This window comes from Selenomonas timonae (assembly GCF_014250475.1).
GTDB lineage: Bacteria > Bacillota > Negativicutes > Selenomonadales > Selenomonadaceae > Centipeda > Centipeda timonae.
Genome location: NZ_CP060204.1, coordinates 615,948 through 642,488, shown reverse-complemented (window position 1 = coordinate 642,488; position 26,541 = coordinate 615,948). Strand labels below are relative to the sequence as shown.

At 59.4% G+C, this 26,541-nt stretch carries 27 protein-coding genes, 1 tRNA gene and 1 pseudogene; 16 read left to right on the top strand and 13 right to left on the bottom strand.

What is annotated here, in order from left to right; translation table 11 throughout:
• Nucleotides 1–219: 219 nt before the first annotated feature.
• The 4 genes from H1B31_RS02975 (at nucleotide 220) to H1B31_RS02960 (ending at nucleotide 4,332) form a co-directional block, all read left to right on the top strand.
• Nucleotides 220–1,944: a GGDEF domain-containing protein gene (locus H1B31_RS02975; RefSeq protein WP_185980850.1), complete on the top strand. Its 1,725-nt coding sequence runs from the start codon at nucleotides 220–222 to the stop codon at nucleotides 1,942–1,944.
• Between the two features lie 423 nt (nucleotides 1,945–2,367).
• On the top strand, nucleotides 2,368–2,877 hold the full coding sequence (locus H1B31_RS02970; RefSeq protein ID WP_185980849.1) for a DUF805 domain-containing protein: 510 nt from the start codon (nucleotides 2,368–2,370) through the stop codon (nucleotides 2,875–2,877).
• A gap of 6 nt (nucleotides 2,878–2,883) precedes the next feature.
• On the top strand, nucleotides 2,884–3,990 hold the full coding sequence (locus H1B31_RS02965; RefSeq protein ID WP_185980848.1) for a DUF805 domain-containing protein: 1,107 nt from the start codon (nucleotides 2,884–2,886) through the stop codon (nucleotides 3,988–3,990).
• Between the two features lie 63 nt (nucleotides 3,991–4,053).
• Nucleotides 4,054–4,332, top strand: coding sequence for a zinc ribbon domain-containing protein (locus H1B31_RS02960; RefSeq protein WP_185980847.1), 279 nt, complete (start codon nucleotides 4,054–4,056; stop codon nucleotides 4,330–4,332).
• A 58-nt stretch (nucleotides 4,333–4,390) separates the two neighbouring features.
• Here the strand turns inward: H1B31_RS02960 and H1B31_RS02955 are convergent.
• The 3 genes from H1B31_RS02955 to H1B31_RS02945 form a co-directional block, all read right to left on the bottom strand.
• A tRNA-Arg gene (locus tag H1B31_RS02955) sits at nucleotides 4,391–4,467 on the bottom strand.
• Between the two features lie 94 nt (nucleotides 4,468–4,561).
• The gene (locus H1B31_RS02950) at nucleotides 4,562–4,780 is read right to left on the bottom strand and encodes a DUF2922 domain-containing protein (protein ID WP_009440684.1); all 219 of its coding nucleotides are present in this window, start codon (nucleotides 4,778–4,780) and stop codon (nucleotides 4,562–4,564) included.
• 36 nt (nucleotides 4,781–4,816) lie between these two features.
• Entirely contained in the window at nucleotides 4,817–5,032 is a 216-nt protein-coding gene (locus H1B31_RS02945; RefSeq protein WP_009440685.1) for a DUF1659 domain-containing protein, read from the bottom strand.
• 238 nt (nucleotides 5,033–5,270) lie between these two features.
• Here H1B31_RS02945 and H1B31_RS02940 point away from each other — a divergent pair, with 238 nt between their 5' ends.
• The 3 genes from H1B31_RS02940 (at nucleotide 5,271) to H1B31_RS02930 (ending at nucleotide 6,828) form a co-directional block, all read left to right on the top strand.
• Nucleotides 5,271–5,792 carry a hypothetical protein gene (locus H1B31_RS02940; protein ID WP_185980846.1) on the top strand — a complete coding sequence of 174 codons (522 nt, stop codon included), beginning with the start codon at nucleotides 5,271–5,273 and terminating at the stop codon, nucleotides 5,790–5,792.
• 101 nt (nucleotides 5,793–5,893) lie between these two features.
• On the top strand, nucleotides 5,894–6,334 hold the full coding sequence (locus H1B31_RS02935; protein WP_185980845.1) for an Rrf2 family transcriptional regulator: 441 nt from the start codon (nucleotides 5,894–5,896) through the stop codon (nucleotides 6,332–6,334).
• Nucleotides 6,335–6,381: 47 nt separating this feature from the next.
• Nucleotides 6,382–6,828 carry a metal-dependent hydrolase gene (locus tag H1B31_RS02930; protein ID WP_185980844.1) on the top strand — a complete coding sequence of 149 codons (447 nt, stop codon included), beginning with the start codon at nucleotides 6,382–6,384 and terminating at the stop codon, nucleotides 6,826–6,828.
• Nucleotides 6,829–7,045: 217 nt separating this feature from the next.
• Here the strand turns inward: H1B31_RS02930 and H1B31_RS02925 are convergent, their stop codons facing one another.
• The 4 genes from H1B31_RS02925 to H1B31_RS02910 all read right to left on the bottom strand — a co-directional run bounded on the left by H1B31_RS02925 (nucleotide 7,046) and on the right by H1B31_RS02910 (nucleotide 11,968).
• Nucleotides 7,046–8,152: an ABC transporter permease gene (locus H1B31_RS02925; protein WP_185980843.1), complete on the bottom strand. Its 1,107-nt coding sequence runs from the start codon at nucleotides 8,150–8,152 to the stop codon at nucleotides 7,046–7,048.
• Between the two features lie 4 nt (nucleotides 8,153–8,156).
• On the bottom strand, nucleotides 8,157–9,077 hold the full coding sequence (locus H1B31_RS02920) for an ABC transporter ATP-binding protein (protein WP_185980842.1): 921 nt from the start codon (nucleotides 9,075–9,077) through the stop codon (nucleotides 8,157–8,159).
• Nucleotides 9,067–10,059: an HlyD family secretion protein gene (locus tag H1B31_RS02915; RefSeq protein ID WP_185980841.1), complete on the bottom strand. Its 993-nt coding sequence runs from the start codon at nucleotides 10,057–10,059 to the stop codon at nucleotides 9,067–9,069. The genes H1B31_RS02920 and H1B31_RS02915 overlap by 11 nt, the downstream gene beginning before the upstream one ends.
• 724 nt (nucleotides 10,060–10,783) lie before the next feature.
• Entirely contained in the window at nucleotides 10,784–11,968 is a 1,185-nt protein-coding gene (locus H1B31_RS02910) for an iron-containing alcohol dehydrogenase (protein ID WP_185980840.1), read from the bottom strand.
• A 171-nt stretch (nucleotides 11,969–12,139) separates the two neighbouring features.
• On the opposite strand from H1B31_RS02910, the pseudogene H1B31_RS02905 reads away from it, so the two are divergent.
• Nucleotides 12,140–13,634: pseudogene (locus H1B31_RS02905) on the top strand (SLC13 family permease).
• A 57-nt stretch (nucleotides 13,635–13,691) separates the two neighbouring features.
• Here H1B31_RS02905 and mnmE read toward each other — a convergent pair.
• The 6 genes from mnmE to rpmH form a co-directional block, all read right to left on the bottom strand.
• On the bottom strand, nucleotides 13,692–15,068 hold the full coding sequence (gene mnmE / locus H1B31_RS02900; protein ID WP_185980839.1) for a tRNA uridine-5-carboxymethylaminomethyl(34) synthesis GTPase MnmE: 1,377 nt from the start codon (nucleotides 15,066–15,068) through the stop codon (nucleotides 13,692–13,694).
• A 292-nt stretch (nucleotides 15,069–15,360) separates the two neighbouring features.
• Nucleotides 15,361–16,479 (bottom strand): RNA-binding cell elongation regulator Jag/EloR, encoded by a 1,119-nt coding sequence (jag, locus tag H1B31_RS02895; protein WP_185980838.1) that lies wholly within the window; start codon nucleotides 16,477–16,479, stop codon nucleotides 15,361–15,363.
• Nucleotide 16,480: 1 nt separating this feature from the next.
• The gene (locus H1B31_RS02890; RefSeq protein WP_185980837.1) at nucleotides 16,481–17,152 is read right to left on the bottom strand and encodes a YidC/Oxa1 family membrane protein insertase; all 672 of its coding nucleotides are present in this window, start codon (nucleotides 17,150–17,152) and stop codon (nucleotides 16,481–16,483) included.
• 63 nt (nucleotides 17,153–17,215) lie between these two features.
• Nucleotides 17,216–17,425: a membrane protein insertion efficiency factor YidD gene (yidD, locus tag H1B31_RS02885; RefSeq protein WP_185980836.1), complete on the bottom strand. Its 210-nt coding sequence runs from the start codon at nucleotides 17,423–17,425 to the stop codon at nucleotides 17,216–17,218.
• Nucleotides 17,425–17,811: a ribonuclease P protein component gene (gene rnpA / locus H1B31_RS02880; RefSeq protein ID WP_185980835.1), complete on the bottom strand. Its 387-nt coding sequence runs from the start codon at nucleotides 17,809–17,811 to the stop codon at nucleotides 17,425–17,427. The genes yidD and rnpA overlap by 1 nt, the downstream gene beginning before the upstream one ends.
• A 48-nt stretch (nucleotides 17,812–17,859) precedes the next feature.
• Nucleotides 17,860–17,994, bottom strand: a complete 135-nt coding sequence (gene rpmH / locus H1B31_RS02875) for a 50S ribosomal protein L34 (protein ID WP_006305399.1) — start codon at nucleotides 17,992–17,994, stop codon at nucleotides 17,860–17,862.
• 354 nt (nucleotides 17,995–18,348) lie between these two features.
• Here rpmH and dnaA point away from each other — a divergent pair, with 354 nt between their 5' ends.
• The 8 genes from dnaA (at nucleotide 18,349) to gyrB (ending at nucleotide 26,282) form a co-directional block, all read left to right on the top strand.
• The gene (dnaA, locus tag H1B31_RS02870) at nucleotides 18,349–19,785 is read left to right on the top strand and encodes a chromosomal replication initiator protein DnaA (RefSeq protein ID WP_185980834.1); all 1,437 of its coding nucleotides are present in this window, start codon (nucleotides 18,349–18,351) and stop codon (nucleotides 19,783–19,785) included.
• Nucleotides 19,786–20,067: 282 nt separating this feature from the next.
• Nucleotides 20,068–21,210 carry a DNA polymerase III subunit beta gene (gene dnaN / locus H1B31_RS02865; protein ID WP_185980833.1) on the top strand — a complete coding sequence of 381 codons (1,143 nt, stop codon included), beginning with the start codon at nucleotides 20,068–20,070 and terminating at the stop codon, nucleotides 21,208–21,210.
• Nucleotides 21,207–21,422, top strand: a complete 216-nt coding sequence (locus H1B31_RS02860; RefSeq protein ID WP_185980832.1) for an RNA-binding S4 domain-containing protein — start codon at nucleotides 21,207–21,209, stop codon at nucleotides 21,420–21,422. The genes dnaN and H1B31_RS02860 overlap by 4 nt, the downstream gene beginning before the upstream one ends.
• A gap of 2 nt (nucleotides 21,423–21,424) precedes the next feature.
• Nucleotides 21,425–22,546, top strand: a complete 1,122-nt coding sequence (gene recF, locus H1B31_RS02855; protein ID WP_185980831.1) for a DNA replication/repair protein RecF — start codon at nucleotides 21,425–21,427, stop codon at nucleotides 22,544–22,546.
• Nucleotides 22,547–22,596: 50 nt separating this feature from the next.
• Nucleotides 22,597–23,508, top strand: coding sequence for a DciA family protein (locus H1B31_RS02850; protein ID WP_185980830.1), 912 nt, complete (start codon nucleotides 22,597–22,599; stop codon nucleotides 23,506–23,508).
• 22 nt (nucleotides 23,509–23,530) lie between these two features.
• Nucleotides 23,531–23,872: a nucleotidyltransferase family protein gene (locus H1B31_RS02845; protein WP_185980829.1), complete on the top strand. Its 342-nt coding sequence runs from the start codon at nucleotides 23,531–23,533 to the stop codon at nucleotides 23,870–23,872.
• Nucleotides 23,817–24,209 (top strand): HepT-like ribonuclease domain-containing protein, encoded by a 393-nt coding sequence (locus tag H1B31_RS02840; RefSeq protein WP_185980828.1) that lies wholly within the window; start codon nucleotides 23,817–23,819, stop codon nucleotides 24,207–24,209. The genes H1B31_RS02845 and H1B31_RS02840 overlap by 56 nt, the downstream gene beginning before the upstream one ends.
• Nucleotides 24,210–24,227: 18 nt before the next feature.
• Nucleotides 24,228–26,282, top strand: coding sequence for a DNA topoisomerase (ATP-hydrolyzing) subunit B (gene gyrB / locus H1B31_RS02835; protein ID WP_185981217.1), 2,055 nt, complete (start codon nucleotides 24,228–24,230; stop codon nucleotides 26,280–26,282).
• Nucleotides 26,283–26,541 lie beyond the last annotated feature (259 nt).

Here is a 26,541-nt window from a genome sequence, read left to right as displayed (position 1 = left end):
AACAATAGCGTAACTTTCCCCATAAATACAAAACATAGCTGCCACATGAAAGCATTTGCTCTCATGTGGCAGTCTTTTTTCGTGTATACCTCGTTCTTGCTTAGCAAAATTCGTATTCTTTTTCATTTTCCTATTGTTCTCTATCTAATAGGATGATATAATCAAGATAAATATAAGTGAACGATCGTCTCTGCTCCTCTCTCGAAGGAGGTGCACCCCATGAATAAAATACTTGTGTTTCTGCGGGGGAATGTACTCACACTGCTCTGTGTATCGCTCCTGATTGGAGCAACGGCGCTCGCGTGGAGCCTCCTTGCGACACCGCTCGATCCCTATATGCGTGCCGAGTACGCCGTCATGAAGGGGAACCCGGAGTACAAGGACATCATCGGATTTCGTGCGGGCAATTTCGACTGGCAGGAGTATGACTACCCGGCGCCGCCGCCTATGCCGGATGACACCACGACGGTCTACCTCTCGTGGCGCATCCCGCTCTCCGCGCGCTTTGTGAACGACCACATCCTATTTGCGACGACGAATCAGGATGCCTACGTCTACCTCGATGACGAGCTCATCTATATGCACGGCGACTGGAGCAAGCTCACGGACTCACGCGGGCGCGCGTTCCACTACGTGCATCTCGATCAAGATCTGGCGGGCAAACGCCTAACGATCATGCTGCACTCGGGCTATCCGAACTGGCTCGGCAGCATCGACTACTTCATGATCGGCTCCTCGCACCTCTTTCTGCGGAACCTCAGCCTCGCCGATGCAATCTACATCTCGAGCCTGTCGGTCGCAGTCGCGCTGATCGTCTTCCTCGTCATGGATCTCGCCTGGCGCGGCGCTCATGCACGGCGGCGCCGCATGCAGCTCTACCTCATTGCCTATCTCGCGGGCTTTATCCTGTGGACAACGGGCACCTCCTCCTTCTTCCCGCGCATCTATGGCATGGCAAATTTCTGGTGGGAGCTCCACCTCGTCACGCTCTACGTCATGCCCCTGATCTGTGCGCAGATCACGCAGGAGGTCGTCTCGCCGCAGTTCGTCACGCATGTAAAAACAACAATGAAGGTGTTCGCCCTGCTCTTTGTCACGGCGACCATCACGGAGATTGCAGGCCTCGACGGCTACATGGAGCTCCTCTTCCTCTTCTATCCGCTGCTGCTCATCGGCAGCCTCATCCTCATCTACACCCTCGTCCGCTCGAACTGGGAGTATCACCCCGCCTGCCGCTACGCTGCCTTCGCCATGACCGCGATCGTCATATTCGGCGGCATCGACGCGCTGCACTGGGAGTATCATCAGCTCTCCGTCATGCTCTCGACCACCGTCTTCTCGATCTATGCGAGCATCCCCTTCATCTTCTACACGATCCGCGAGCAAATGCTGAAGGACGCGGCGCTTGCGCAGGAGAACGAGGAGCTCGTACGCGAGTTGGAGATCTCACAGAACGAGGCACAGCGTGACTTCCTCACGGGCTGCTACAACCGCCACCAACTCGGCAATGGCTTTGCAAAGTTCTCCGCCCTCGCCTACAAGCGCGGATTCAAATTCTCGTTTGCCATCTTCGACGTCGACCATTTCAAGACCGTCAACGACACGAAGGGGCATCTCGCAGGCGACCAGATCCTCAAGGAGATCGCGGATACCATCCACGAGGAGATCGACCGCCGCCACCTCTTCATCCGCTACGGCGGCGACGAGTTCGTCCTCCTCGCCCTGCACTACGACCTCGAGGCAATGGTTGCGTTCTGCGAGCATCTCAGACGCATCCTCGAGCAGCGCCTCGACGGTGTCACGCTCAGCTTCGGCATCTCCACCTGGCACGGCAAGAAGGATCGTCTCCGCGCGCTCATCGACCGCGCCGACCGCGCCCTCTACATCTCGAAGAAAAAGGGACGCAACACCGTCTCCGCCGAGAACGAGGAGGGTGCAGCGTAGATGCGGAAAAGATGCACCCGACTGAGGAACACCTCGGCTTGGCAGCAGATTTTACGTCCAAGCGGAACGTATCCGTGCGATACTCCTAAGCAAACCCTAGTGGAGCAAGCGGAAACGAGGGCACGTTCTGCCCCCTGCGGATTTCTACCGTTCAAGCGAAGCGCGTTTAGGAATCCGCAGGTATTTAGGCAGATAAGTGCCCGACTGCTTGCGCAACGAGGCGTTTGCGTGGAGTTCGCACGACAACGACACCCATTGACGCAGCCCCCATACCACAACCTTCTATATAGACATGGAGAGAGCGCCGTTTCCGCAGACGGCGCTCTCTCCATTTTCTTCTCATCCTGTTTTTTTGCCAAGACCCCTGCAATATGCTACAATGAGGGCGTTTTCATCTATCATCGATATAGTAAGGAGAATCCAATGCACCAGATCGATACCGGCATCAAAGAAAACTTCTTCCAGTGGAAGGGCCGCCTCAACCGCAAGCGCTACCTCAACCGCACCATCGTCATCTTCCTCGCAGGCCTCGCCATCTACATCCTCATGGCACTCCTCGCGCTCCTCGTTGGCGGCGACCCCGCACACCCTGACGAGACCGCCGCCATGGGCGTCGTCGGCTTCTTCACGCTCCTGCGCATCCCGCTCACCGTCGCGAGCTTCATGCTCATGATCCGTCGTCTGCACGATGTCGGACTCTCAGGCTACTTCTGCCTCGCGGCATTCGTCCCCTTCGTCAATCTCGGACTCGTTCTCTACCTCTTCTTCAAGCAGGGCACAGTGGGCGATAACGCCTACGGCCCCGACCCGCTCGGCGGCGCAGTTGGAGCAGCTGCACCCAGCACCCCTCAAAGACCGGAGAACCCCTACGCACGCGCCACCTACGGCGACACACCGACGGACATCGCACCGCCGCGCGATCAGAAAGACTGACCGCGCATGAACGAACATTTTTTCAGCGGAACAGGCAGGCTCACGCGCCGCGACTACGCCCTCCGGATCGGGGCACTCTTCGGCGCGACAACACTCGCCCTCAACATCGCGTTCTACCTCCTCGTGCCCGCCGCCTATACTGCGGCAACAGCCTTCTTCCGCGAGGCGACCGCCGCGTTCTGGATCTTCCTCATCATAGGATTTGCGCTCATCATCACCCTCGTCTACACCCTCTTCCCGCTGCTCGCCATCCCGGCCACCGTCCGACGCCTGCACGACATCGGCTGCAGCGGCAGCCTCGCCTTTCCCCTCCTCTTCGCGGGTCTCATCCCCATCGGGCTGCCCATGCTCGCTCTCCTCTTTCTCGCTGGCGTGCTTGAGATGATGAACCTCAGCCCCGACCTCATCTTCTTTGACAGCCCCGAGGAGGTTGGACTCGTACTCGGCGGCTTCGCATTCGTTTACATCTTCCTCGTCTTTGTCGGCATTTTCGTGCTTGCCCTCTTTTCCGCGTGGATCTTCCTCAAAAAGGGGGATCCGATGGCAAATCGCTACGGAGAACCGCCCGTCGAGGAGGAGCTGCCCTCCGTCCGCGCGGCATACTTCCCGACGCAGGGAACGATTGCGCGCACGCCGTTCATCATGCGCTCCCTCCTCCTCCTCGCCGCTGCCGCCATCCTCGTCCCCTCCCTCATCGAGGCGACCCTCTACCCCGTCGTCCTCATGCTGGACGGCATACGCATTCTGCCCACGGGACTCGACTTCTTCGTCCTCCTCCTCAGCCCGAATCTCTTCCCGCTCGCGCTCCTGCCGCTCATCCTCTGCCGTCTGCGCACCCTCGGCAGGAGCAAATGGGAGGCGGCGCTCACATGCGCACCGTTCCTGCCGTGCCTCCTCCTCTCCTGGAAGATCTCCGCCGTCCTCGGCGAACTCGACCGCGTCGACGATGCCACCCCGCTCGACAGCATACCTCTGTATGACTACATCTCCATCAGCAGCGACGGCAACAGTTTCTTGATCGCGCTCTCCATCCTCTGCGGCATCCTCGCCCTCATCGGCATCATGCGGCTGCTGCACAGAGATGCGGAATACGATAACACTTCATCGTCCTGATGTGCGGCAGATTCCCATCTCCTGCCGCATACTCTCTGACCTCATAGAGAAAGCGAGGCAACCATGTTCTGTCCGAAATGCAGCAAATTCGTCCCCTCCTCCGCAAACGCCTGCCCGAACTGCGGCATCCCCATCATCACGGGATTCTCGCCGAACTACGGCGCGGGCTTCGACCTCGGCGACGACGACACGGAGAGCCGAAACGATGCAAAGCCACGCAAAATCATGGACAGCGACCTATATGACGATGTTCCCGATAATGACATCGTCATAACAGACAGCGACAAACCAACAGGCATCGGCAGCAAACTCAAATCCCTCTTCGGCTTCGGCAAAGGCTGAATCTACTCATACAAAAACGCCCCCATAAGCGTCGGGGCGTTTTTTCATATCAAAGAAATGGTGCGATTGGCGCGAGTCGAACGCGCGACCCTCTGCTTAGGAGGCAGATGCTCTATCCATCTGAGCTACAACCGCAAGCCTATTGCATTTTATCAAAAGACAGCGCGATATGCAAGTGCATACAAAAACCCCGCAGGCATTCCTGCGGGGTTCGGGTGACGGAGCGCTCTTAGGCGAGCTTCTCCGTATCCACCGTCTGAATCGCGATGTCCTTCACCGAGACGGGGTACGCCTCGCCTGCGACAATCGCCTTCTTATCGATGACATCCTGCAGGCAGGTCGTGACCTCTGCCTTCGTCAGACCGTCCTTCGGATCCATCAGGCTCACCGTCATCTCCTTGCCGCTCGACATCTTCATCGTCATGCGCAGCTGTTTCTTCGTCGACATATGAACTCCCTCCTTTCTATGATCTTAGTAGCGTTCTCAGTCCTCGAGAACGGCCGTGTCCGTGCGCGTCACGAGGCTCAGGCCGTGCTTCTGGAGACCCGCGAAACCGCGGCCCACCGTCAGCGCATCCGCATCCGTGAGGCTCGGCGCAATCCCGCTGATCGTGCGGTTCTTGTAGAGCGTCTTGCCGTCCGCGCCGACTCCCGTCGTCACCTTGAGCGTGATCTTGCTCGCTGCATCTTTGCGTGCCATGTGGATCAACTCCTTTCTCTTTGTTCTCCGTAAGCGCTTTACACATGGATACCTGCCGCAAATAGAAAAAGGAGGAGGCACACTCAAAAAATTCTTTACACAAGAACACATTTTCTATATAATATCATCCAGAAAGGAACAGGTGATTGTTTTTAATTGCTCGTGCCTGTGCGCTGCGCCGGCGGCAGGCAGGAGGGGCAGCAGGTACTGCCCGTTAGGGAATGAAAGGAGATCCGAAATGAACCGGACGAAGAGAGAAATCCTCATGCAGAGACTTCCCGCAGCGGCGGACATTCTCGCACTCGTACCCGACAGTGGCGCAAACGGCTCCGGCGAGACCGTCGTCCATACCGCCGCAGGGGACAGACTCAAGCTCCCCGCAACCACCGAATACGTCCTCTCCTGCCTCGCCGAGCGCGAGGACAAGGAGATCCGCCTCATCCGCAGGAACGCCGCGCGCCTCCTCGCACGCCGCCGCAACATCATCCTCCCCATCCTGCACGGCTGCGTCCTCGCCCCCGTCATGGTGCGCCCCGTACAGAAGCGCTGCGGCAGACTCGGCTACATCAACATCGCCCGCGCCCCACTCGTCGCACACAGCGCGCACGGCACCGACGTTGCCCTCACGAGCGGCACCGTCATCCACTCCCTCTGGCAGCCGCCCACCGTAAAGAAGCTCGTTCAGGAGGGGCGCGCCGTCCACTACAAACTCCTCCTCGACGTACGCCGCCAGCTGCGCTCGGCGGAGGAGCTGGGCTGAGCGTTATTAGGCTGCGAAAAGGATGTGTCCCTAAGCGAACCCACTTGCATTTTCCCTTCATTCATTGTATGATATAGATACAGAACAACGGAGGGTACAATATGCAAATCTCAAGCCGCTTCACCATCGCCATCCACATCCTCATCTGCGTCGAACTCTACGGCAACGACGCCCCCGCCACGAGCGAGAGCCTTGCGGGCAGCATCGGTGCACATCCCGTCGTCATCCGCCGCATCCTCGGACAGCTGCGCCGCGCGGGGCTCATCACCGTTGCGCGCGGACGCGAGGGCGGCGCCCACATTGCGCGCCCCCTTGCGGACATCACCCTCGCCGACGTATTCCGCGCCGTCGAGAGCATCGCAGACAACACACTCTTCAGCTTCCACGAGAACCCGAACCCCGCCTGCCCCGTCGGCCGCAGCATCCACACAATCCTCGACGGCCACCTCGCCGCAATCCAACGCGCAATGGAGCGCGAGATGGAGAAGACCACCCTCGCGGACGTGATGAACGAGGCGCGTGTGGAGGTCGACGCAATGTGAGTAATGGCGGCAGGGCGGATCAACGCAACATGAGAGGAGACTCCTGAATGAAGTGGGTATCCCACGTCACCCTCACGGGCACCATCGCCTACGCCATCACCGCCGATCCCATGTGTACCGCAGCCGCAGCGCTCGGCGCCGTCCTCCCCGATAAGATCGAGGGCACGCCGGCGAGCCAAGGATGGAGTACATGGCGCAGCCGCCATCGCGGCTGGTCGCACTGGCCCGTGCTCTACCTCGCCCTCATCGGCGGACTCGCACAGGCAAAGGCGTACTTCTTCTATGATGCCGCATTCTTCTCCGTCCTCACATGGCTCTTCATCGGCGCTCTCCTGCACATCGCGGAGGACGCCGTCTGCGGCAAAGTCCCCGGCATCACGCCCACGCAGAAGGTCGGCATCCGCCTCTTCTCTGTTGGTTCCTTCCGTGAATATGCATTCGTGCTCTTCTGTATCGTTGTTGTATATGCAGGACAATATATTCTACGCATATAAAAAGCGCCCTTGTCAAAGAAGGGCGCTTTTGCTATAATGTGAATAGAAGGAAACGTCCTATGCGGCATCTTTCCTTGGTTGCGAATTGTTTTTGAACAACCGCTCACTTGGCAGAGTGGGCGGTTACTTTTTTGCTATTGTAAGCAGATATCCGGTGGCAACGACCAAAAAGGGCTATTGCACGAAGTCGTTTTGACTTGTGCAATAGCCCCTATTTTTATACCACCGACCGCTTGAATTTCCGTACGGCGGTGCCGAAGAACACGAGGGTGAAGAGCGCGAGGAAGGCGGTCTCGTCCCAGAGTGCCGTGATGCCGCCGCCCTTGAGGAAGATCATGCGCAGGATCTCGATATAGTGCGTCATGGGGATCGCGAGGCTGATGTATTGAAAGAACTCGGGCATTGCCGCGCGCGGGAACATGAAGCCCGAGAGCAGCATGCCCGGCAGTAGGGTCGCGATGCTCATGAGCCCTGCCTGCAGTTGGTTCTGCGCGAGCGATGAGATCATGAGCCCCATCGTGAGGGAGGCGAGGAGAAAGAGGGTTGTGAGCGCGTAGAGGAGGACGATGCTCCCGCGCAGAGGTACACCGAACACAGCCAGGGCGACGAGGACGCAGATCGTCGTCTGGATGTAGCCGAGGATGATGTAGGGCAGGATCTTGCCGACGAGGAGCTCCCATACCGAGAGCGGCGTCACAAGAAGCTGCTCGAGCGTCCCGGCCTCGCGCTCACGCACGATCGACATGGAGACCATGAGCACCATCGTGATCGTGAGGATGATGCCCATGAGCGCGGGCAGCATGTAGTAGGAGGTGACGGCGTCGGGGTTGTACCACGCGCGGATTCGCACGTCGTAGGCGGGTGCTGCGGCAGTTGCGGCGCGTGCAGCGACGGGCTGCAGCCGCATCCCGAGCCCCGTCACCGCCGCGATGGCGGAGGTCGAGGCGATGGAGTCCGAGGCGTCGACGATCACCTGGATCGGCACCGTATGCCCCGCATTTGCCTCACGCGCGAGATCGGGCGGAAAGACGACGCCGATCTTCGCATCGCCGCTCTCGATGCGCGCGTTCAGCTCGTCATAGCTCCACGCGATATAGCGCAGGTCGAAATAGCCGCTCGCCGTCATCGCCGCGAGGAAATTGCGGCTCTCCTCGCTCCGCGACTGATCGAACACAACGGTCGACTGATGCCGCACGTCCGTACTGATGGCAAAGCCGAACACGACGAGGTAGATGACGGGCAGGAGAAAGGTCACGCCGATCGTCATGGGATCGCGCCGCATCTGAATGAGCTCCTTGACGAGGAGCGCCCATATGCGCATCATCCCCTCACCCCCTCTGCCGCCGATCGTAGTAGATAAAGACGTCCTCCATCGTGAGCTCCCACGGCGCTGCGTGCAGCTCCTCGGGCAGGACGGCATCCCGCGGGACGAGCGCGCGCACCTGCCGTCCGAACACATAGACCTCGTCGAAGGCAACCCCCGCCGCACGGAGCGCCGCCTCCCCCGCCTCCGCAGCCTCCTCTGGGAGGACGTAGAGCCGCGCGGGCAGTTCCTCCTTGAGCCGCGTCGGCGAGCCGGAGGCGATCTTCCTGCCGCGCTGCAGAAAGGCGATCTCGTCGCAGTGCTCTGCCTCATCCATAAAATGCGTTGTGACAAAGATTGTCGTCTGCTCCGTGCCCGCCATCTCCGAGAGCAGATTCCAAAAGAGCCGCCGCGAGGTCGGATCGACGGCGGAGGTCGGCTCATCGAGGACGAGGAGCGCCGGCCGATGGAGGATCGCACAGCCGAGCGCGAGCCGCTGCTTCTGCCCGCCCGAGAGACCGCCCGCAAGCACATCGCGCTTGTCCGTCAGCTGCATCCGCACGAGCACCTCCTGTGTACGCGTGCGCCGCTCGTCGCGCGTGAGGCCGTAGAGCCCGCCGTAGAACATCATATTCTCCGCTACGGTCATATTCGCATAGAGGCTGAATCGCTGTGACATATAGCCAAGTGACTGCCGTGCGCGCTCGGGATGCGCGGCCGTGTCGCAGCCGAGCACGTACGCCGTGCCGCTCGTCGGCGGCAGGAGCCCGCAGATCATGCGGATCGCCGTGGATTTGCCCGAGCCGTTCGATCCGATGAACCCATAGATTGCCCCGCGCGGCACGGCGAGGTTCAGCCGATCGACAGCCGTGTAGCTGCCAAAGACGCGCGTGAGCGCGTGCGTCTCGATGACGGGCGCGGCTGCGGCGCTTTTCCTACTGTCCATCGCGCAGCTCCAGATCGACATCCGCCGGCATGCCGGGCTTTAGGATGCCCGCGGCATTGTCCACCGCGACCTTTACGGCAAAGACGAGATTCGCGCGCTCGTTCTTCGTGATGCTCTGGCGCAGGGTGAACTCCGCCGCATCGCTGATCTCCGTGACCGTGCCGGGAAGAGCCTCCGCCTGCCCGTCGATGTAAATCTTTGCGGGATTCCCGATGCGCAGGTCGCCGAGCACGTCGGTCGTCACGTAGACCTTGACCCAGATGTCCTGCGGATCGATGAGCGTTGCGAGCGGCGTACCCGCGCGGACGAATTCGCCCGGCTCATAGTTTTTCGTGAGGACGACGCCGTCCTTCGGTACGCGGACGGTGAGATCGCTGACCGCAGACGAATCGATTGCGAGGATTGCCTGCTGACGCCGCACATCCTCCTCCGCCATCTGGATGTCCTCAGAGCGGCTGCCGCGCTCCATCAGCCGCTGCTCCTCCTCACGCGCGCGCAGATTCGCGTCCGCCGTATCGCGTGCCTCACGCAGGGCATCAAACGCCTGCTGCGAGATCGCCCCGTCTGCGATGAGCGCCGTTCCGCGCGCATAGTCCGCATTCGCCTTCTCGGCGGCGGCGCGTGCCGCGCGTGTCCGCTCCGCCGCCGCGCGGATCTCCTCCGCGCGGTTCCCGCTGCGCGTCCGCTGAAGGCTCGTCTCGGCATGTGCGAGCGCCGCCGCATCGCGCAGGAGGGCGGCATCCAGATCGCGGCGCCCAATGCGTGCCGCCACATCGCCCGCGTGCACCGCCATTCCTTCCTCCAGGAAGAGCTCCTCAATGTAGCCGCTCTCCTTCGTGCTGACCTCCACGCGCCGCGCCTCGACCGTCCCAGTGAGGAGATGCGCGCGCTCCTCCTGCGCCGCGTATTCACGCCAAGCAAATGCGCCGAGCAGTGCGAGGGCGATCAGAACGAGCACGATCCGCACCGTCTTTGTCTGCATGCGGCTTCCCCCTTTTCACCAAATCGGAATATCGCATATAGGAATCGCTGATAAAAATACGCCAAGATGGCAGTGCTGAATTTATCAGTGCTTCCTATAGTATAGCACCGACAGGAAGTGAGAGGAATTGATATGCGATTAGGAATGTGAAACAGAGGACGCTGCACGAGACAGAACGACTTTGTGCAGCAGCCCCATTGAAAAATGAGGAAATCTATGCTATAATCGTCATCGAAGTGAAAAAGTGGAAAATGATCCGCAGGGGCGCGCAAGCCGCATTCTACCGCTCTGATTTTCCAAAACGGCGCAGCCCGCGCCGCACAAGGAGTAGAGGCGATCTGCCACGCGATTTTCCGTTCGGAGAACGCATTTTGGCAGCAAAAACAGCGCGAAAAACGGACGACTTTCCAAAATGGCTTCTCAGCCCACGTGGGACAAGGGCTGGGGACGACAGAGTCCCAACACATAGAATGCTGCGTGCGGCATTGAAACTCAAAGATGCTTTCTACCACAAACAGTACATCCCTTGTCCCAACACATAGAATGCTGCGTGCGGCATGGGACAACAAAAAAACACTGTGCTTTTCTGCACAGTGCTTTTTTTATGCCGAAGAAACGGCGCTGCTGCATGAGCGCCCCTTCCACCGCTTGCGCGGGACGTGTAGAAGTGGCGAGTGAAACGAGCCGATAGGGGCGCTCCGAGAGCAGTCCCATTTCATATCCCTCAGTGATTCGCCGCCTCGTAGATGGCGATGGCATCCGCGCGCGTGAGCGGGCGGAAGTCGCCGAGGCGGATTGTGTCGTTCGCCGTCGCGGCGCTTGCAATCTCCTCGATCGCGCCCTTTGTGAGCACGCCGACACCGAGTCCCGCGAGGCTCGTGGGCATGCCGATCTCGGTGAAGAACTCCTCCATCTTGCGGATGCCGGCGCGTGCGCGCTCCTCATCCGTGCCCGCATCGACGCCGAAGATGGCAGCGGCGAAGTGGGCAAAGCGCGCCGCGTCGTCGTGATAGACATGCCGCGCCCACGATCCCCAGAGCGCGGTGAGCGTCATCGCGTGCGTCGCGTCGTAGCGCGCGGAGAACTCGTGACCGAGCTTGTGCACAGAGAAGTCCTTTCTGCGCCCGAGCTCCGTGAGTCCGCTGTGCGAGACGCTGCCCGCCCACATGAGCTCGCTCATCGCGTCGTAGTCCTTGCGGCTGACGAGGAGGCGTTTGACCGACTCCATGACGGTGAGGAGCAACTGCTCGGCAATGCGGTCGGTAAAGAGATTCGTCTCCTTGACACTCGTAAAGTAGCGCTCCATCGTGTGCATCATGATGTCCGCCGCCCCCGCCGCGATCTGCTCACGCGGCAGGGTGAAGGCGAGCTCGGGGTTCATAAAGGCGATGACGGGACGGTTCAGCTGCGTGTTCAGCCCGATCTTTCGCCCCGTATCCTCGTTCGTCAGCACCGCCGAGTCGCTCGTCTCGCTGCCCGCAGCGGGGATTGTGAGGACGGAGCCAAACGGCATGGTCTTCGTCAGCTCTGCCTTGCGCGTCCAGATGTCCCAGATATCGACGGTCGGGTTCGCAATCCCGTGTGCGACCGCCTTTGCCGAGTCGATGACACTGCCGCCACCGACCGCGAGGACGAAGTTCACATCCGCCGCAATCCCCTCGCGGATTGCCTCACGCACGAACGAGACGCGCGGATTCGGACGGACACCGCCCATGACGAGGAACGCGAGCCCCGCAGACGTCAGATTCTTCTCGATGCGCGAGAGCAGCCCCGAGCGCTCGGCGCTGCCGCCCCCGTAGAGGATGAGCACGCGGCTCGCCCCGAACGCGCGCAGTTTTTCGGCGACCGCATTCTCCGCGCCCCGCCCGAACACAACCTCGGTGGGGCAGTGAAAGGTAAAGCTTTGCATGAAAATCCTCCTCTGTATCCTGCACAAATTTACCCCTTCATTATAGCAGAAAACGCAGAAAAAAAAAGTTAATCTATCCAACAGAAAATAGTTGCCAAAAGGGTTGAAAATTTCGTATAATAATAATCGGGCAAGGAAATTATTACCTAAATGTATAAGGAGGCTGAAAAAATGAGTGCTGATCAAAGCAAAGAAGCCCAAAGAATTCATGAGGCAGAACAAAAGTTTGATCGGACACGACGTCTCGTCGGATTGTTCGGCGCACCAGTGCTTGCCCTGCTGGTGTTCCTGACACCCATTGAGGGACTGACTGTCGCATCACACAAGCTGCTCGCCATCATGGTTCTCGTTGCTCTCTGGTGGATCACCGAACCCGTTCCCATCCCCGTTACCTCCCTGATCGGTCCGACGCTCGCCGTCGTCACCGGTGTTGTCACGGCAAAGGATGCCTACGCCGCCTTTGCAAACCCGATGATATTCCTCTTCATGGGCGGATTCATCCTCGCCAAGGCGATGATGGATCACGGGCTGGACAAGCGGTTCGCCTACTGGCTGCTCTCGCGCTCATGGGTCGGCTCGAACCCGCGCCGCATCTTCCTCGCGATCGGTCTTGCCGCAGCGCTCTGCTCCGGCTGGGTCAGCAACACGGCAACTGCCGCGATGATGTTCCCGATCGCCCTCGGTCTCCTCGGCGCCATCAAGGAAATGATGGCCGCCAACGGCAAGGAGATCGACCTCCACGACTATAAATACGCAACGGGTCTCATGCTGATGACCGCGTACTCCTGCTCGATCGGCGGTGTTCTCACCCCGATCGGCACACCGCCGAACATCATCATGCTCGGCTTCCTCGATCAGATGGCGAACATCCATATCTCGTTCTTCGAGTGGATGACGTGGGGCGTTATCGCAATGGTCGTCTATTTCGTCATCACATACTTTATCCTCATCCGCATGTTCCCGCCCGATGTGGAGCGCATCGACGGCGCAGAAGAACACGCTCGTCTGCTTCCTCGTCGCTGTTGTCCTCTGGGTCTTCCCGGGCATTCTCTCGATGACGCTCGGCAGCACGAGCCCTGTGCTCAAGATGTATAACCATCTCTTCCCCGAGGCGGTTGCGGCGATGTTCGGTGCGCTACTCCTCTTCCTCATGCCGATCAACTTCAAGGAGCGTCAGTTCACGCTCGAGTGGAAGTCGGCTGTTGCAGGTGTCGAGTGGGGCACGCTGATCCTCTTCGGCGGTGGTCTTGCGATGGGCGGCATGATGTATAAGACCGGCCTCTCGCAGTGGGTCGGCGACAAGATCGTCGGCATGCTCGGCGGTGAGCCCTCCGAGTTCGCACTCGTTGCGATCTTCTGCGTCATGGCGCTGCTCCTCTCTGAGCTCACAAGCCACACGGCAGCGACCAACATGATTGGCCCCCTCGGCATCACGGCAGCAGTTGCTGCGGGCTTCAGCCCCGTGCACGTCGCAGTCGGCATCGCACTGTCGTCCTCACTGGGCTTTATGCTGCCCGTGTCGACGCCGCCGAACGCCATTGTCTACGCGTCCGGCTACATCCCGATCACGAAGATGATCAAGACCGGTGTCTACATCGACTTCATCGGCATCTTCTGCGTCACCATCCCGCTCGTCCTCTACTTCGTCGTCTGGGTCGTGGGATAATACTTCTTTTCGTACACAAGAAAAGAGCCGCTCTGCGGCTCTTTTTGTTTTGTGTCTTTATTTCCCAATGCAGAACTCGCTGAAGATGCGGTCGATGAGGTCGGTGTCGACGGTCTCGCCGAGAATCGCGCCGAGGGTGTCGTAGGCACCGCGCAGGTCGATGGAGATAAAGTCCGTGCCCATCTCCGCCGCGAGGGTCTTCTCCGCCTCGGAGAGGTGACGTGCGGCGCGCTGCAGCGCCTCTACCTCGCGCTCCTTGTTCGGGAGTGCACCGTCGCTGAGATCGCCCTCCATCATCTGCACGCGCGCGGCGATGGTCTCGCGCAGGGCATCGAGTCCCGTCCCCGCCTGTGCGGAGATCATGAGGACGGGCGCATTCACACCGTCAAAGTCCGCGACGCGCAGGACGCGCGCGCAGTCCTCCTTGTTGCAGAGGATGATGGTCTCGGCGTTCATCTCGCGCAGACGTGCAATGAGCTCATGATCCTCCTCTGTGAGCTCACTGGAGCTGTCAAAGACGGCAAGCACGAGCTCCGCGTCCCGCATATGCTGCTCTGTGCGCGCGACGCCAATCTGCTCCACCGCATCCTCTGCCGCGCGCAGCCCTGCCGTGTCGAGGAGGCGCAGGGGGATGCCCTCGATGCTGATCTCCTCCTCGATGACATCGCGCGTCGTGCCCGGCACATCGGTCACAATGGCACGCTCTGTGCCGACGAGGGCGTTGAGGAGGCTCGACTTGCCGACGTTCGGACGCCCGACGATGACGGTCTTGACACCCTCACGCAGGATACGCCCCGCATTTGCCCCCGTGAGGAGACGCCGAACAGCTGATGCCGCCGCCGTAATATCCTCTCTGAGTGCGGCAGCGGAGGCGGCGGGGATGTCGTCCTCGGGGAAGTCGATGCCCGCCTCGATGCGCGCAATCGCGCCGAGGAGGCGGTGGCGGATCGCTGCGATCTCCTGCGAGAGGGCGCCTGCCATGCGCTCGCGTGCGGCGCGGGCGCTGCGTGCGCTCTTTGCCGCGATGAGCTCCATGACGCCCTCGGCACGCGTGAGGTCGAGCCGTCCGTTCAGAAAGGCGCGCTTCGTGAACTCGCCCGCCTCGGCAGGACGCGCACCCGCCTCCCACGTCCGCAGCAGCACCTCACGCAGGACGATGCTCCCGCCGTGGCACTGCAGCTCCACGACATCCTCGCCCGTATACGAGTGCGGTGCACGCATGGGCAGCAAGATCCCCTCGTCAATGACGCCGCTGTCCGCCGCTGTGATCTGTCCATAGTGCGCGCGGTAGGGCGTGATCTCCCCAAGATCACCCCGCACAGGGCGGAAGATCTGCCGTGCAACGGCAAATGCGTCCGCTCCACTCACGCGAATGATGCCGATGCCGCCCGCGCCGTATGCGGTGGCGATCTGGCTGATCGTATCCTCTGTCATTTTCCAATCCCCTGTTCCCGTTTCCATATGTAGTTTATAGAAGAGCGCACCCAACGCGAACGCTTAGTTACGCAAGCGGTCGGGCACTTATCTGCCTAAATACCTGCGGATTCCTAAACGCGCTTCGCTTGAACGGTAGAAATCCGCAGGGGGCAGAACGTGCCCTCGCTTCCGCTTGCTCCACTAGGGTTCGCTTTTGGGCAGCGCTCTTTCTCTCCCCGATACTGAAATCATGCAAAGAGAGGTGCTGTACGAAGTTCCCTCGCTTCGTACAACACCCCTTTTCCTATCTTCACCGCTCGTAGCGGTCGTAGCTCGGCTCCTCGTAGTCACGCGTGTAGCGCCGGCGACGCGGCACGATGACAACGTAACGGCGCGGATTGTCGCCCGCGCTGTAGGTGGTGACGCGGCGGTTGTCCTGCAGCGCCATGTGGATGATCTTGCGCTCGTGGCGGCTCATCGGCTCGAGGTGGATCTCCTCGCCGATGCGGCATGCCTTGTCCGCGAGATGCCCCGCGAGGCGCGTGAGGGTCTCCTCACGGCGCGCACGATAGTCCTCCACATCGAGGATGATGCGCGCATAGCCCGTCTCGGGAATCTTGTTCACAACGAGGTTCGTGAGGTACTGGAGCGAGTCGAGCGTCGCTCCATGCTTGCCGATCAGGATGCCGAGGTTCTCGCCCTCCATGTTAAAGATCGTGCCCACAGGCGTGTCCGTGCGCGTGAGCGTGACGCTGAGATGCATCGCGGCGAATATATCGCCAAGGAATGCCTCTGCGGCTGCATGCATCTCATCGGTAAGCGGGATGAGCTGACTGTCCGTCCGCTCGCGGTGGCTGCGCTCCTCATAGTTCGCATCGCTGCGTTCGTAGGAGGGACGTTCTCTCCGCTCCTTGCGGAAATCCTGTCCCTGACTGCGGCGCTGCTCACCGTAGCCGCCGCGTGCGGAACGCTCCCGCCGCTCTCCATAGCCGCCCTGCCCGCTGCCCTCGCGCGGCGCACGACGATCCTCGCTCGTACGCGCAGGCCGCTCCTGACGGTCGCCATATCCACCGCGTGAGACAGACTGCTCCGAACTCTTGCGCGCCGAGGAGCGCAGATCGGTATGGAAACGCTTGCGTACGCCGAATCCATCCTCCTGCTGTCCCTGCTCCTGAGATGCAGGAGCAGGGGACGATGCGATCACGGTCGGCGGCGCAGGGGTCTGGATCTCCGTGCGCTGCGGCGGAATGACAGGGCGCGTCGTGACGCGGATGCGCGCCTCGCGTTTGCCCCAGAGCCCGAGGAATCCACCCGACGGCTCCTGTACGATCTCGTAGGTGACCTCGGCTCTGCCGCAGCCGAGTTTGTCAAGCGCATGCGAGAGTGCATCCTCGACGGTCTTGCCGGTGGTCTCGATGATCTCTGCCATGTCAGTGTGCCTCCTTCGCTGCGCCCTCGCCGCGGTACATCCACCACTGCTGCGTAATCTGCACGATGTTCATCGTGACCCAGTAGAGCACGAGTCCCGAGGGGAATGTGAGGCTGATCCAGCCGATGAAGAGCGGCATGACGGTCATCATGATCTTCATCTGTGCATTCATCTCGGTGGAGGTCATCTTCTGCTGGAGATAGGTGGTCGCCGCCGAGAGCACGGGCAGGATGTAGAACGGGTCGGGCTCGCTCATGTTCGGCAGCCAGAAGAACGCCGCCGCCTCCGGGCTTGGGAACGTGAAGTTAAACAGCGCGTAGTACATGCCCATGAGGATCGGCATCTGCACGAGCAGCGGCAGACAGCCGGCGAGCGGGTTGACGCCCGACTCGCGGAAGAGCTCGCCCGTCTTCTGCTGGAGCATCTGCGGGTTGTTCTTGTACTTTTCCTGGATCTTTTTCATCTTCGGCTGGATTTCCTGCATCGCCTTCATGGATTTGATCTGCTTGACGGTGAGCGGGTAGGTCACAAGCTTGATGAGGATGGTGAGAAGAATGATGGGAAAGCCGTAGCTGACGAGGCCTGCAGCGCTCGTGACGGTGTAGAATCCCCCGAGAATAAACTGCAAAATATGAATGATCGGCTGAAAGAGATTGCTAAAAAATTCGATCAACTGTAGTTCCTCCTACTGTGCGGAAGTATGTGTTATTTCGTTCAAAATACGCAATAAAAATTTTCATGGTACGGGGTCGTAGCCCCCCTTGTGAAACGGATGGCAGCGCAGGATGCGCCGGAGTGCCATCCAGCCGCCGCGCCATGCGCCGTAGCGCTCAATCGCCTCCAACGCATATGCCGAGCAGGTCGGATAGTAGCGACACGATGGGGGGAGGAGCGGCGAGATGCCGCTCCGATAAACGTGCACGAGAAGGAGGAGCAGCCGCTTCATCACTGCTCCCCCGTGCGGCTCTTTTCCCGTCCGTCCGCAAAGATCTTGGCGCGGCGTGCGAGCATTCTGAGCTCTGCGGCGGCGTCCTGCATTTTGCCCGCAGAGAGTCCTGCGCGCCCGATGAGGAGTATCCCAACATCACCGCGCAGCTCGTGCTGCATATGGCGATATGCCTCGCGCAGGAGGCGCTTCGTACGACTGCGCACAGCGGCACAGCCGAGCTTTTTCCCTGCGGCGAAGCCGACCTTGCCCGCAACGCGCGCGTCACGCAGAACGTAGAGGATCATCCGCCGCCCCGCGAAGGATGTCCCCTTTTGATAGACATGTTGAAAATCGCTGCGGCGCTTGATCATCTTTGCGCGCGGCAGTGTGAGTTTTTTTTCCATATCGTTAAAAAAGAGGTCACCCGCGGTGACCTCTGATCGTCTGAGGGCTTACGCCGACAGCTTCTTTCGTCCGCGCTGACGCCTTCTCTTCAATACGAGGCGGCCGCCTTTCGTCTTCATGCGCTCACGGAAACCATGTGTCTTCTTTCTCCAATGATTGTTGGGCTGAAATGTTCTCTTCACCTCACGTCACCTCCTTTGCTGCCGCGCTTCGCGGCATATGCCGTGCGGCGATTCAATAAAATAGATTGCTAGGCGACATTATAGACGAAAAAAACCGGCACTGTCAAGGCGTGGACACGGTATTTACGCGTTTTTTTCGCCGGATGAGGCAAAAGCCCCTGTTGATAAGTCGCCATTTTTTTGCTAAAATATCCTCATTGTATTTGTGGAAAACCTGTGAAAAAGACGTGCATAATTTTGTCTCTTCACATTTTATCTCTCCTTGTTCGTCGCCGCATTTATCAACAACTGTGAATAAGTCTGTGGATAAACGCTCATATCATACCAAAAATTTTTTTGAAGGGACGCAGATGTATGTCCGTAGAACAGACCGCCGCCCTCGCGCAGGAATGGCAGAAGGTACTTGAAAAGACCGTAGGTATCATCCACGAGGATGCCGTGAAGAAGTGGATCGCGCCCATGATCCCCGTCGCTCTCGAAAACAAGGAGCTCATTCTCGCCGTAGATACCATCTTCACGAAACAGTACATCGAGCAGCGCTACCTCGTCCTGCTCGGCGATGCCGTACAGCAGGCGCTCGGCGCAGGCTATACATTCAAGATCATCGTCGACCCCGCGATCGCCGACGCACAGAAAGAACCATCCGCACAAAAGGAAGCGCCCGCAGAAAAAACCGAAACCGCAGAGGCAGAGGAGGAGAGCGCACCTACACAGGGCAGCCTCCCGCTCGCATCGGAGGGGACGCATGCGCCCGCACCCGACGACGCGACAACGCTGAATTCGAAATACACCTTCGATGCCTTCGTTATGGGACGCTCGAACCAATTCCCATACGCAATGGCAAAGGCGGTCGCAGACGCGCCGGGACTGCCCGCGCACAACCCGCTCTTCATATACGGCGGCGTGGGACTCGGCAAGACCCATCTCATGCACGCAGTCGGACACAAGATTCTCGCAGACCATCCCGAGAAGCGCGTCCTCTACATCGCGAGCATGGACTTCACGAACGAATTCATCCGCTCCATCCGCGAGAAGAGCATGGACGCATTCCGTGAGAAATACTACAACATCGACATGCTGCTGATCGACGATATCCAATTCTTCGCGGGGCAGGAGCAGACGCAGACCGAGTTCTTCCAGACATTCAACAAGCTGCGCGACAGCGGCAAGCAGATCATCCTGACCTCTGATCGACAGCCACAGGACGTTAAGGATCTCGAGGATCGCCTCATCTCGCGCTTTGCGGGCGGCGCAGTCGTGGACATCCAGCCGCCGGAGTTCGAGACGCGCGTTGCGATCCTCCAAAAGAAGGCGCAGACCGAACAGGTCGACATCCCCGAGGATGTTGTGACCTATATCGCAAGCCGCGTCGACAGCAACATCCGTGAACTTGAGGGTGCGCTCACGCGTCTCATCAAATACGCCTCGATGATGCGCATGCCGATCGACGAGACCACCTGCGTCGCCGCACTCGGCAACTATCTGCACGGCGAGAAGGGGCGCCGCATCACAATGGAGATGATCGAACGCATCGTCTGCACCCACTTCAAAGTAACGAGCGAGGACATCCGCTCGACCAAACGCAGCAATGACATCGCCTACCCGCGTCAGATTGCAATGTTCCTCTGCCACGAGCTGACCGAGGTCTCGTGGCCAACCATCGGCGGCTTCTTCAACCGCGATCACTCGACCGTCATCCACGCGCACAAAAAGATCCAGAACCTCACGGAGTCCGACGGCGCCACCAAGGCGCTGATCGAGTCGCTCACCATCCAGATCAAGGGGATCTAGCGACCTGTGGATATCCCTGTTCACATCACGCCGCATTTCATGTGGATGTTTTGTGGATAATAGTCCATCCACCGCTCATCTGTGTAAACTGTGGATAACTAAAGCATAACTCCGCCCAACTTATCAACAGCCCTCCCCGTGATTTTCTAGGGCATTTTCCACTTTTCAACCAATCCACAGCCCCTACTACTATCACTACTAAATTTATTTACTACACGCATTTATAGAAAAACGAGTACACGGATGAGCAAAACGCTCTCCTCCCATTGGAAAGGAAATACTATGAACATCACGCTTGCAAAGAGCGATCTGATCTCCGCGCTGCAAATTGTCAGCAAGGGACTCTCCACCAAGCCGCAGACCCCAATCCTCTCAGGCATCTACATGACAGCAAAGGAAGGACAGCTCGAACTCCAATCCACAAACTACGAGCTCGGCTTCATCGTCACCATCCCCGCCGAGATCCACACCATCGGCACCGCAGTCCTCCCCGGCAAATACCTCACAGAATTCGCACGCAAACTGCCCGCAGAGGAAGTCTCCATCGACACAGGCAGCTCTGACGGACTTGCCGTCATCCGCTCCGGCAGCGCACGCTTCACCCTCCGTACAATGGAGGTTAGTGACTTCCCAGTCCTACACCGTATGGAAGGAACACTGCAGTTTACTATCAAAGACCGTACGCTCGCGCGCCTTGTCAAGAAATCAACCTTCGCCTGCCTGCGCGAGGAGCAGCGTGACCGCCGTCCCATCTTCACGGGCTGCCAGCTCGAAGTCGAGGGCAAGGAAGTCACATTTGCCGCCACGAACGTCCACCGTCTCGCCGTCAAGAGCGAGCTGCTCGAAGAGGATGCAGGGCAGATCCGCATCATCATCCCTGCGAAATTCCTCGAGGAGGTCACGCGTACCATCACGGGCGACGTACCGACCGACATCCACGTCACCTGCTCCTATAACCAGATCAGCATGTCATCCGGCAGCATCTACATGACATCACGCCTCATCGAGGGCGCATTCCCGGACTACCGCCGCGTCATCCCGCAGGAGGAGAACATCCGCACGCGCGTCACACTCGACGCTGCTACCTTTGCCTCGGCGGTCGAACGCGCCTCGCTTATCGCACGCACCGATCAGTATAACATCGTCAAACTCGCATTCGAGCAGGGGCTCATGCGCATCTCCTCGAACAGCCCCGAGATCGGCGAGGCAGAGGAGACCATCGCCGCAGAGGTTACGGGCGATGATGTGACGATTGCATTCAACGCCTCCTATCTCATGGATGCTGTGAAGTCCCTCGACAGCGATACCTTCATCCTCTCGTTGCAGGGGGCGAACGCACAGGGCATGAACCTCTCGCCGATCACGATCCGTGAGGAAGCCGATCCAAACTATATCTACGTTGTAACGCCTGTGAGGACACATTGACAGACATCGAGATTCACACTGAGAATATCCAGCTCGACCAATTCCTAAAGCTCGCGGGCGCTGTACCAAGCGGCGGCGTCGTAAAGGAACTCATTGCAGAGGGAGCTATCCTGCGCAATGGGGAGGTCGAGACTGCACGCCGCCGTAAACTTGTCCAAGGTGACATCATTACAGTAGATGGTACAGATATTTACCGTGTTACGCGTGCGTAATTATGCGAATTACATCGTTACAACTGCGTTCCTACCGTAACTATGATGAACTGCACCTCGACTTCGATGCGGGTGTGCAGATCTTTCTCGGTGCGAACGCGCAGGGCAAGACGAATATCATCGAGGCGCTCTACTATGCCGCCTTTGGACGCTCCCATCGCACCTCGAGCGATGCGGAGCTTATTCGCATGGGTACGGACGGAGCGCATATCGCGCTCTCCTTTCTGCGGCACGATGTTCCTGCGGAGCTTTCCTTTACCTTTCGGCGCGGCATGCGGCGGCGCATCGAGTACGCGGGGGAGCATCTGAAACAGCGCGAATTGGTCGGCATCCTGCCAATGGTGCTCTTTTCCCCCGAGGATCTCTTCCTCGTCAAGGGCGCGCCTGCACTGCGTCGTCGCTATCTGGATGCCGAGCTCTCTCAGGCAAGCCCCGCCTACTACGGCGAGCTCCTGCGCTATACGCACATCCTGCGCCAGCGCGGAGCTCTCCTGAAGGACATTCGCGAGCGGCTTATCCCGCCCGATGCACTTCTCCCGTGGGACGCACAGCTCGCAAAGAGTGCGGCGTACATCGTCACGCGCCGCATCGCAGCAACGGAGCAGCTCGGTGCGCTCTCCGCGCGCGTGCAGGCGGTGCTTGCGGCGGGCGAGGAGCTCGCGCTCTCCTATGAGATCGCGCATGCGCCTGCAGAACTCACGCGTGATAAAGATGGCATGACAGAACGCCTCGAACTATGGTATAATGAGATGTTGCATGATGGGCGTACGCGCGACATTGCACGCGCCACAACGGGGATAGGGCCGCATCTCGACGATATCGTCCTCAGCACCTCCGGCATGAGCCTCAGGAGCTACGGCTCGCAGGGACAGCAGCGCACGGGCGCGCTCGCGCTGAAGCTCGCCGAGCTCTTCTACCTGCGCGAGCACGTCGGCGAGGCACCCATCCTACTGCTTGACGATGTGATGAGCGAGTTGGATGCCGCACGCAGGTCTGCGCTCCTCTCCTTCATCGAGAGCGAGCAGATCCAAACATTCATCACCGCAACCGACGCGGCATATTTCCCCAGTGAGCGCATGGGCACGTACCGCTATGTGGAGGCGGGACGGGTGAGGGAAGAGTAGAAACATTGGAGATTAGGGGAACATATGGCAAGCTGATAGGAGGCACAGCGATGCGCACAACACTTGGCACAGCGGATACGGGCGAAGACGTGCGCGCCGCCATCCACCGCCTTGGCCCCGCCTTCGAGCGCGACTATATCACGCACACCACCCTCTCCCATTGGGCAGACATCATGGGCGACATGATCGCGCGCCGCGTCCGCGCTGTCGCCGTGCGTGACGGCAAACTCTTCCTCTATACACCCGACGCCACATGGAAGAACGAGATGCGCATGAGCGCGCCCGAGATCGTCCAGTGTGTCAACAACTACGCGGGCGGGCGCATGGTCAAGGAGATTGCCTTTGCCCGCTCTGCGCGCCCCGAACCCATTCTGAGCGAGGAGGGGGTGGATACAGAGACGCCTGCCGCCTATGCGCGCGCCGTCGTGCAGACGGGACTCACAGATGAGGAGATTGCACGCGGTACAGCGCTCGCGGAGACGGTCAGTGACGGCGAACTCGCAACGCGCATTCAGCGTGCCTATCAGATCTCGCGCAAGGCACAGCGCCTCAAGGAGCAGCGCGGGTTCGCCTCCTGTCCCTCTTGCGGACGCATGGTGCAGGGCGTCTGCCTCGACTGCCGGCGCGCAGAGGAGCGGAGCGTGCGCCGCGAGGTACGTGCCATCCTCCGACGTGAACCGTGGGCAAAGCTCGCCGACATCGTGCGCCGCGTCCCATCCTGTGATGCCCTTATGCTCGGCAGCGAGCGCGCCGACCTCGTCCGTCAGATCGCGGGCGAGAGCGAGTACACCGCACAGGACAGCGAGAACGCACGCTTTCTCACCATGCTCCATCGCGGACTCCCACCCGAAGAGGTCACGCCGAAAAAAATTCAAAGCACCTTCTGGGAACTCAGGAACGAACTCATCACCACGCGTGAGTTCTGGGAAGAGATGAAGAAGCGCAAGGCGAAAAAGAAATAATTTACAGAAAGGGGCGATCCCCATGATTCTCACCATCGACGAAATCCGCACGAAAATCCGCCCTATTTGTGAACAATATAAGATCGAAAAAGTCTGGCTCTTCGGCTCGTATGCACGCGGCGAGGCGCGTGAGGACAGCGATGTAGATGTCTATGCGGAAACTGATCGCAGCATGAAACTGCTTGATCTGGTTGCCTTTCATCTGGATATAGAGGAAGCTCTTGCGAAAGAGGTGGATATCATCACGCGCATTCCGACAGAGTATCCGATTTTTACGAAATACATAGAGAGAGAAAAGGTACTGCTTTATGAATCTCAGCTCGAAAGACGCGCAGATCCTGCAAATCATCGTGCAGTACTGTGATGATATCATCAGCGCAATAGAGCGTTTTGGTGCTACACAGGAAGACTTTATGCGGGATCGTCACTATCAGCATACGTGTTCCATGGCATTGCAGACCATCGGAGAGGTGGCAAAATCCTTTTCCAATGAATTCATCACGACTCATACGGAAGTTCCGTGGAGACTTATCAAGGGAATGCGTAACTTCTTCGCACATACCTACCACAGCTCCATCGACATGACTGCAGTCTGGGACATGGCTCACGATGACATTCCGCCGCTGCGCGTATACTGTGCTGATTTGTTGAAGGAAAACAACTGCGAAATCATTCGTATAAAGCCGATTCCGAAAAAGTAGACCCCCAAGGAGGACATGATGGCAAAGAATATCGACCTGAATGCAAACGAGGAGCAGGCGGAGGTACGTCCGCTTACGCCGGAGGAGGCGAAGGAAGCCGCTGAGATGGCAGATATGCCCGACCTCTCGGGCATCGCCATCTCCGCCGAGGAGATGGGCGACGAGGTGACCGCTGTCGATGCCGACTACGGCGCGGGACAGATTCAGGTGCTCGAGGGACTGGAGGCGGTGCGCAAGCGTCCCGGTATGTACATCGGCTCGACATCAGAACGCGGACTGCACCACCTTGTCTATGAGGTTGTTGACAACTCCATCGACGAGGCGCTTGCGGGCTACTGCGACACAGTCGAGGTCGTCATCCACAAGGACAACAGCATCACCGTCACCGACAACGGGCGCGGCATCCCCGTCGACATGCACGAGAGCGGCATGCCCGCCGTCGAGGTCGTGCTCACCGTTCTCCACGCAGGCGGCAAGTTCGGCGGCGACGGCTATAAGGTCTCGGGCGGTCTGCATGGCGTCGGCGTCTCCGTCGTCAATGCACTCTCCTCGACGATGGATGTTGAGGTGCGCCGCGACGGAGAGATCCATGCCATCTCCTTTGCGCGCGGCGTCACGCAGAAGAAGCTGCATACGATCGGCACCTGCGAGACCACGGGTACGCGCGTCCACTTCGTCCCCGACCCCGAGATTTTCACCGTCACGACCTACGGCTTCGAGACGCTGAAGCATCGTCTGCGCGAGCTGGCGTTCCTCAACCACGGCATCACCATCACCCTTGTGGATGAGCGCGGGGAGGAGGAGCGCCGCGAGACCTTCCACTTCGACGGCGGCATCCGTTCGTTCGTTGCGCACCTGAACCGCAAGAAGGAGACGATCAACGAGGAGCCGATCTACTTCAACGGCGTAAAGGATGATACGGTCGTCGAGATCGCGATGCAGTACAACGACAGCTATCAGGAGAACATCTACAGCTTCGTCAACAACATCAACACCGAGGAGGGCGGCACGCACCTCGCGGGCTTCAAAATCGCCCTCACGCGCGCGGCGAACGACTTCGCGCGGCGGCTGAACGTGCTGAAGGACAAGGACGGCAACCTCTCGGGCGAGGATGTGCGCGAGGGTCTGACCTGCGTCATCAGCCTCAAGGTGCGCGAGCCGCAGTTCGAGGGTCAGACCAAGACGAAGCTCGGCAACTCCGAGGTGCGCGGTATCGTGGACTCCATCGTCACAGAGGGGCTGATGGAGTACTTCGAGGAGAACCCCGCCGTCACAAAGAGGGTGCTCGACAAGGCTCTCATGGCGTCCCGTGCGCGCGAGGCTGCGCGAAAGGCACGCGAGCTCACGCGTCGCAAGAACGCGCTCGAGGTATCGAGCCTCCCCGGCAAGCTCGCTGACTGCTCTGTGAAAGACCCTGACCAGTGCGAGATCTACATCGTCGAGGGCGACTCTGCGGGCGGCTCTGCAAAGCAGGGACGCGACCGCCGTTTCCAGGCGATCCTGCCGCTGCGCGGAAAAATTTTGAACGTCGAAAAGGCGCGTCTGGACAAGATCTTTGCCAACGCCGAGATTCGTACGATGATTACTGCGTTCGGCACGGGCATCGGCGAGGAGTTCGACCTCGCGAAGCGCCGCTACAGCAAGATCATCATCATGACGGATGCGGACGTGGACGGCGCACACATCCGTACGCTGCTCCTCACCTTCTTCTACCGCTACATGAAGCCGCTCGTCGATCACGGGCACGTCTACATCGCGCAGCCGCCGCTCTATCAGATCCGCAAGGACAAGAAGCATTTCTACACTTACTCCGACGAGGAGCAGGCGAAGAAACTCGACGAGATCGGACGCGACGGCGTGACGATCCAGCGCTACAAGGGTCTCGGCGAGATGAACCCCGAGCAGCTCTGGGAGACGACGATGAACCCCGAGGGGCGCACCATGCTGCAGGTCGGTGCGGAGGACGCAGAGGCGGCGGACGAGCTCTTCACCATCCTCATGGGCGACAAGGTCGAGCCGCGCCGCCAGTTCATCGAGGAAAATGCACGTCTCGTGCGGAATCTGGATATTTGAAGAATCGCATATAGAAGAATCCCCTTGACGCTGTGTGCATCAAGGGGATTTTCTTGTCATACGTATGTTCTTGTGTTATACTAAACGCAAGCACTGTCGAAAGGGCGGTCGAATCTTGCCCCCTGGAAAGGGGGAGGTTGGTATGGAGACCTACGAATTTCTCACTTTTCTCGTAGTGTTCACCGTGCTGATTATATCCGTGAAACGATAAAAGAGAAAACCCCGCCTTGCGTCTACCAAACCCTGGCGGGGAAATCTC

Bases quoted from the DNA above. Each gene is read 5' to 3' on its own strand.
- H1B31_RS02840 (WP_185980828.1), top strand. From the start codon at position 23,817: ATGAATCTCAGCTCGAAAGACGCGCAGATCCTGCAAATCATCGTGCAG.
- H1B31_RS02965 (WP_185980848.1), top strand. From the start codon at position 2,884: ATGAACGAACATTTTTTCAGCGGAACAGGCAGGCTCACGCGCCGCGAC.
- H1B31_RS02950 (WP_009440684.1), bottom strand. From the start codon at position 4,780: ATGTCGACGAAGAAACAGCTGCGCATGACGATGAAGATGTCGAGCGGC.
- H1B31_RS02915 (WP_185980841.1), bottom strand. From the start codon at position 10,059: ATGCAGACAAAGACGGTGCGGATCGTGCTCGTTCTGATCGCCCTCGCA.
- H1B31_RS02975 (WP_185980850.1), top strand. From the start codon at position 220: ATGAATAAAATACTTGTGTTTCTGCGGGGGAATGTACTCACACTGCTC.
- rnpA (WP_185980835.1), bottom strand. From the start codon at position 17,811: ATGGAAAAAAAACTCACACTGCCGCGCGCAAAGATGATCAAGCGCCGC.
- H1B31_RS02960 (WP_185980847.1), top strand. From the start codon at position 4,054: ATGTTCTGTCCGAAATGCAGCAAATTCGTCCCCTCCTCCGCAAACGCC.
- H1B31_RS02935 (WP_185980845.1), top strand. From the start codon at position 5,894: ATGCAAATCTCAAGCCGCTTCACCATCGCCATCCACATCCTCATCTGC.
- dnaN (WP_185980833.1), top strand. From the start codon at position 20,068: ATGAACATCACGCTTGCAAAGAGCGATCTGATCTCCGCGCTGCAAATT.
- recF (WP_185980831.1), top strand. From the start codon at position 21,425: ATGCGAATTACATCGTTACAACTGCGTTCCTACCGTAACTATGATGAA.
- H1B31_RS02920 (WP_185980842.1), bottom strand. From the start codon at position 9,077: ATGGACAGTAGGAAAAGCGCCGCAGCCGCGCCCGTCATCGAGACGCAC.
- H1B31_RS02970 (WP_185980849.1), top strand. From the start codon at position 2,368: ATGCACCAGATCGATACCGGCATCAAAGAAAACTTCTTCCAGTGGAAG.
- dnaA (WP_185980834.1), top strand. From the start codon at position 18,349: ATGTCCGTAGAACAGACCGCCGCCCTCGCGCAGGAATGGCAGAAGGTA.
- mnmE (WP_185980839.1), bottom strand. From the start codon at position 15,068: ATGACAGAGGATACGATCAGCCAGATCGCCACCGCATACGGCGCGGGC.
- jag (WP_185980838.1), bottom strand. From the start codon at position 16,479: ATGGCAGAGATCATCGAGACCACCGGCAAGACCGTCGAGGATGCACTC.
- H1B31_RS02850 (WP_185980830.1), top strand. From the start codon at position 22,597: ATGCGCACAACACTTGGCACAGCGGATACGGGCGAAGACGTGCGCGCC.
- gyrB (WP_185981217.1), top strand. From the start codon at position 24,228: ATGGCAAAGAATATCGACCTGAATGCAAACGAGGAGCAGGCGGAGGTA.
- H1B31_RS02940 (WP_185980846.1), top strand. From the start codon at position 5,271: ATGAACCGGACGAAGAGAGAAATCCTCATGCAGAGACTTCCCGCAGCG.
- H1B31_RS02930 (WP_185980844.1), top strand. From the start codon at position 6,382: ATGAAGTGGGTATCCCACGTCACCCTCACGGGCACCATCGCCTACGCC.
- H1B31_RS02845 (WP_185980829.1), top strand. From the start codon at position 23,531: ATGATTCTCACCATCGACGAAATCCGCACGAAAATCCGCCCTATTTGT.
- H1B31_RS02945 (WP_009440685.1), bottom strand. From the start codon at position 5,032: ATGGCACGCAAAGATGCAGCGAGCAAGATCACGCTCAAGGTGACGACG.
- H1B31_RS02925 (WP_185980843.1), bottom strand. From the start codon at position 8,152: ATGATGCGCATATGGGCGCTCCTCGTCAAGGAGCTCATTCAGATGCGG.
- H1B31_RS02910 (WP_185980840.1), bottom strand. From the start codon at position 11,968: ATGCAAAGCTTTACCTTTCACTGCCCCACCGAGGTTGTGTTCGGGCGG.
- yidD (WP_185980836.1), bottom strand. From the start codon at position 17,425: ATGAAGCGGCTGCTCCTCCTTCTCGTGCACGTTTATCGGAGCGGCATC.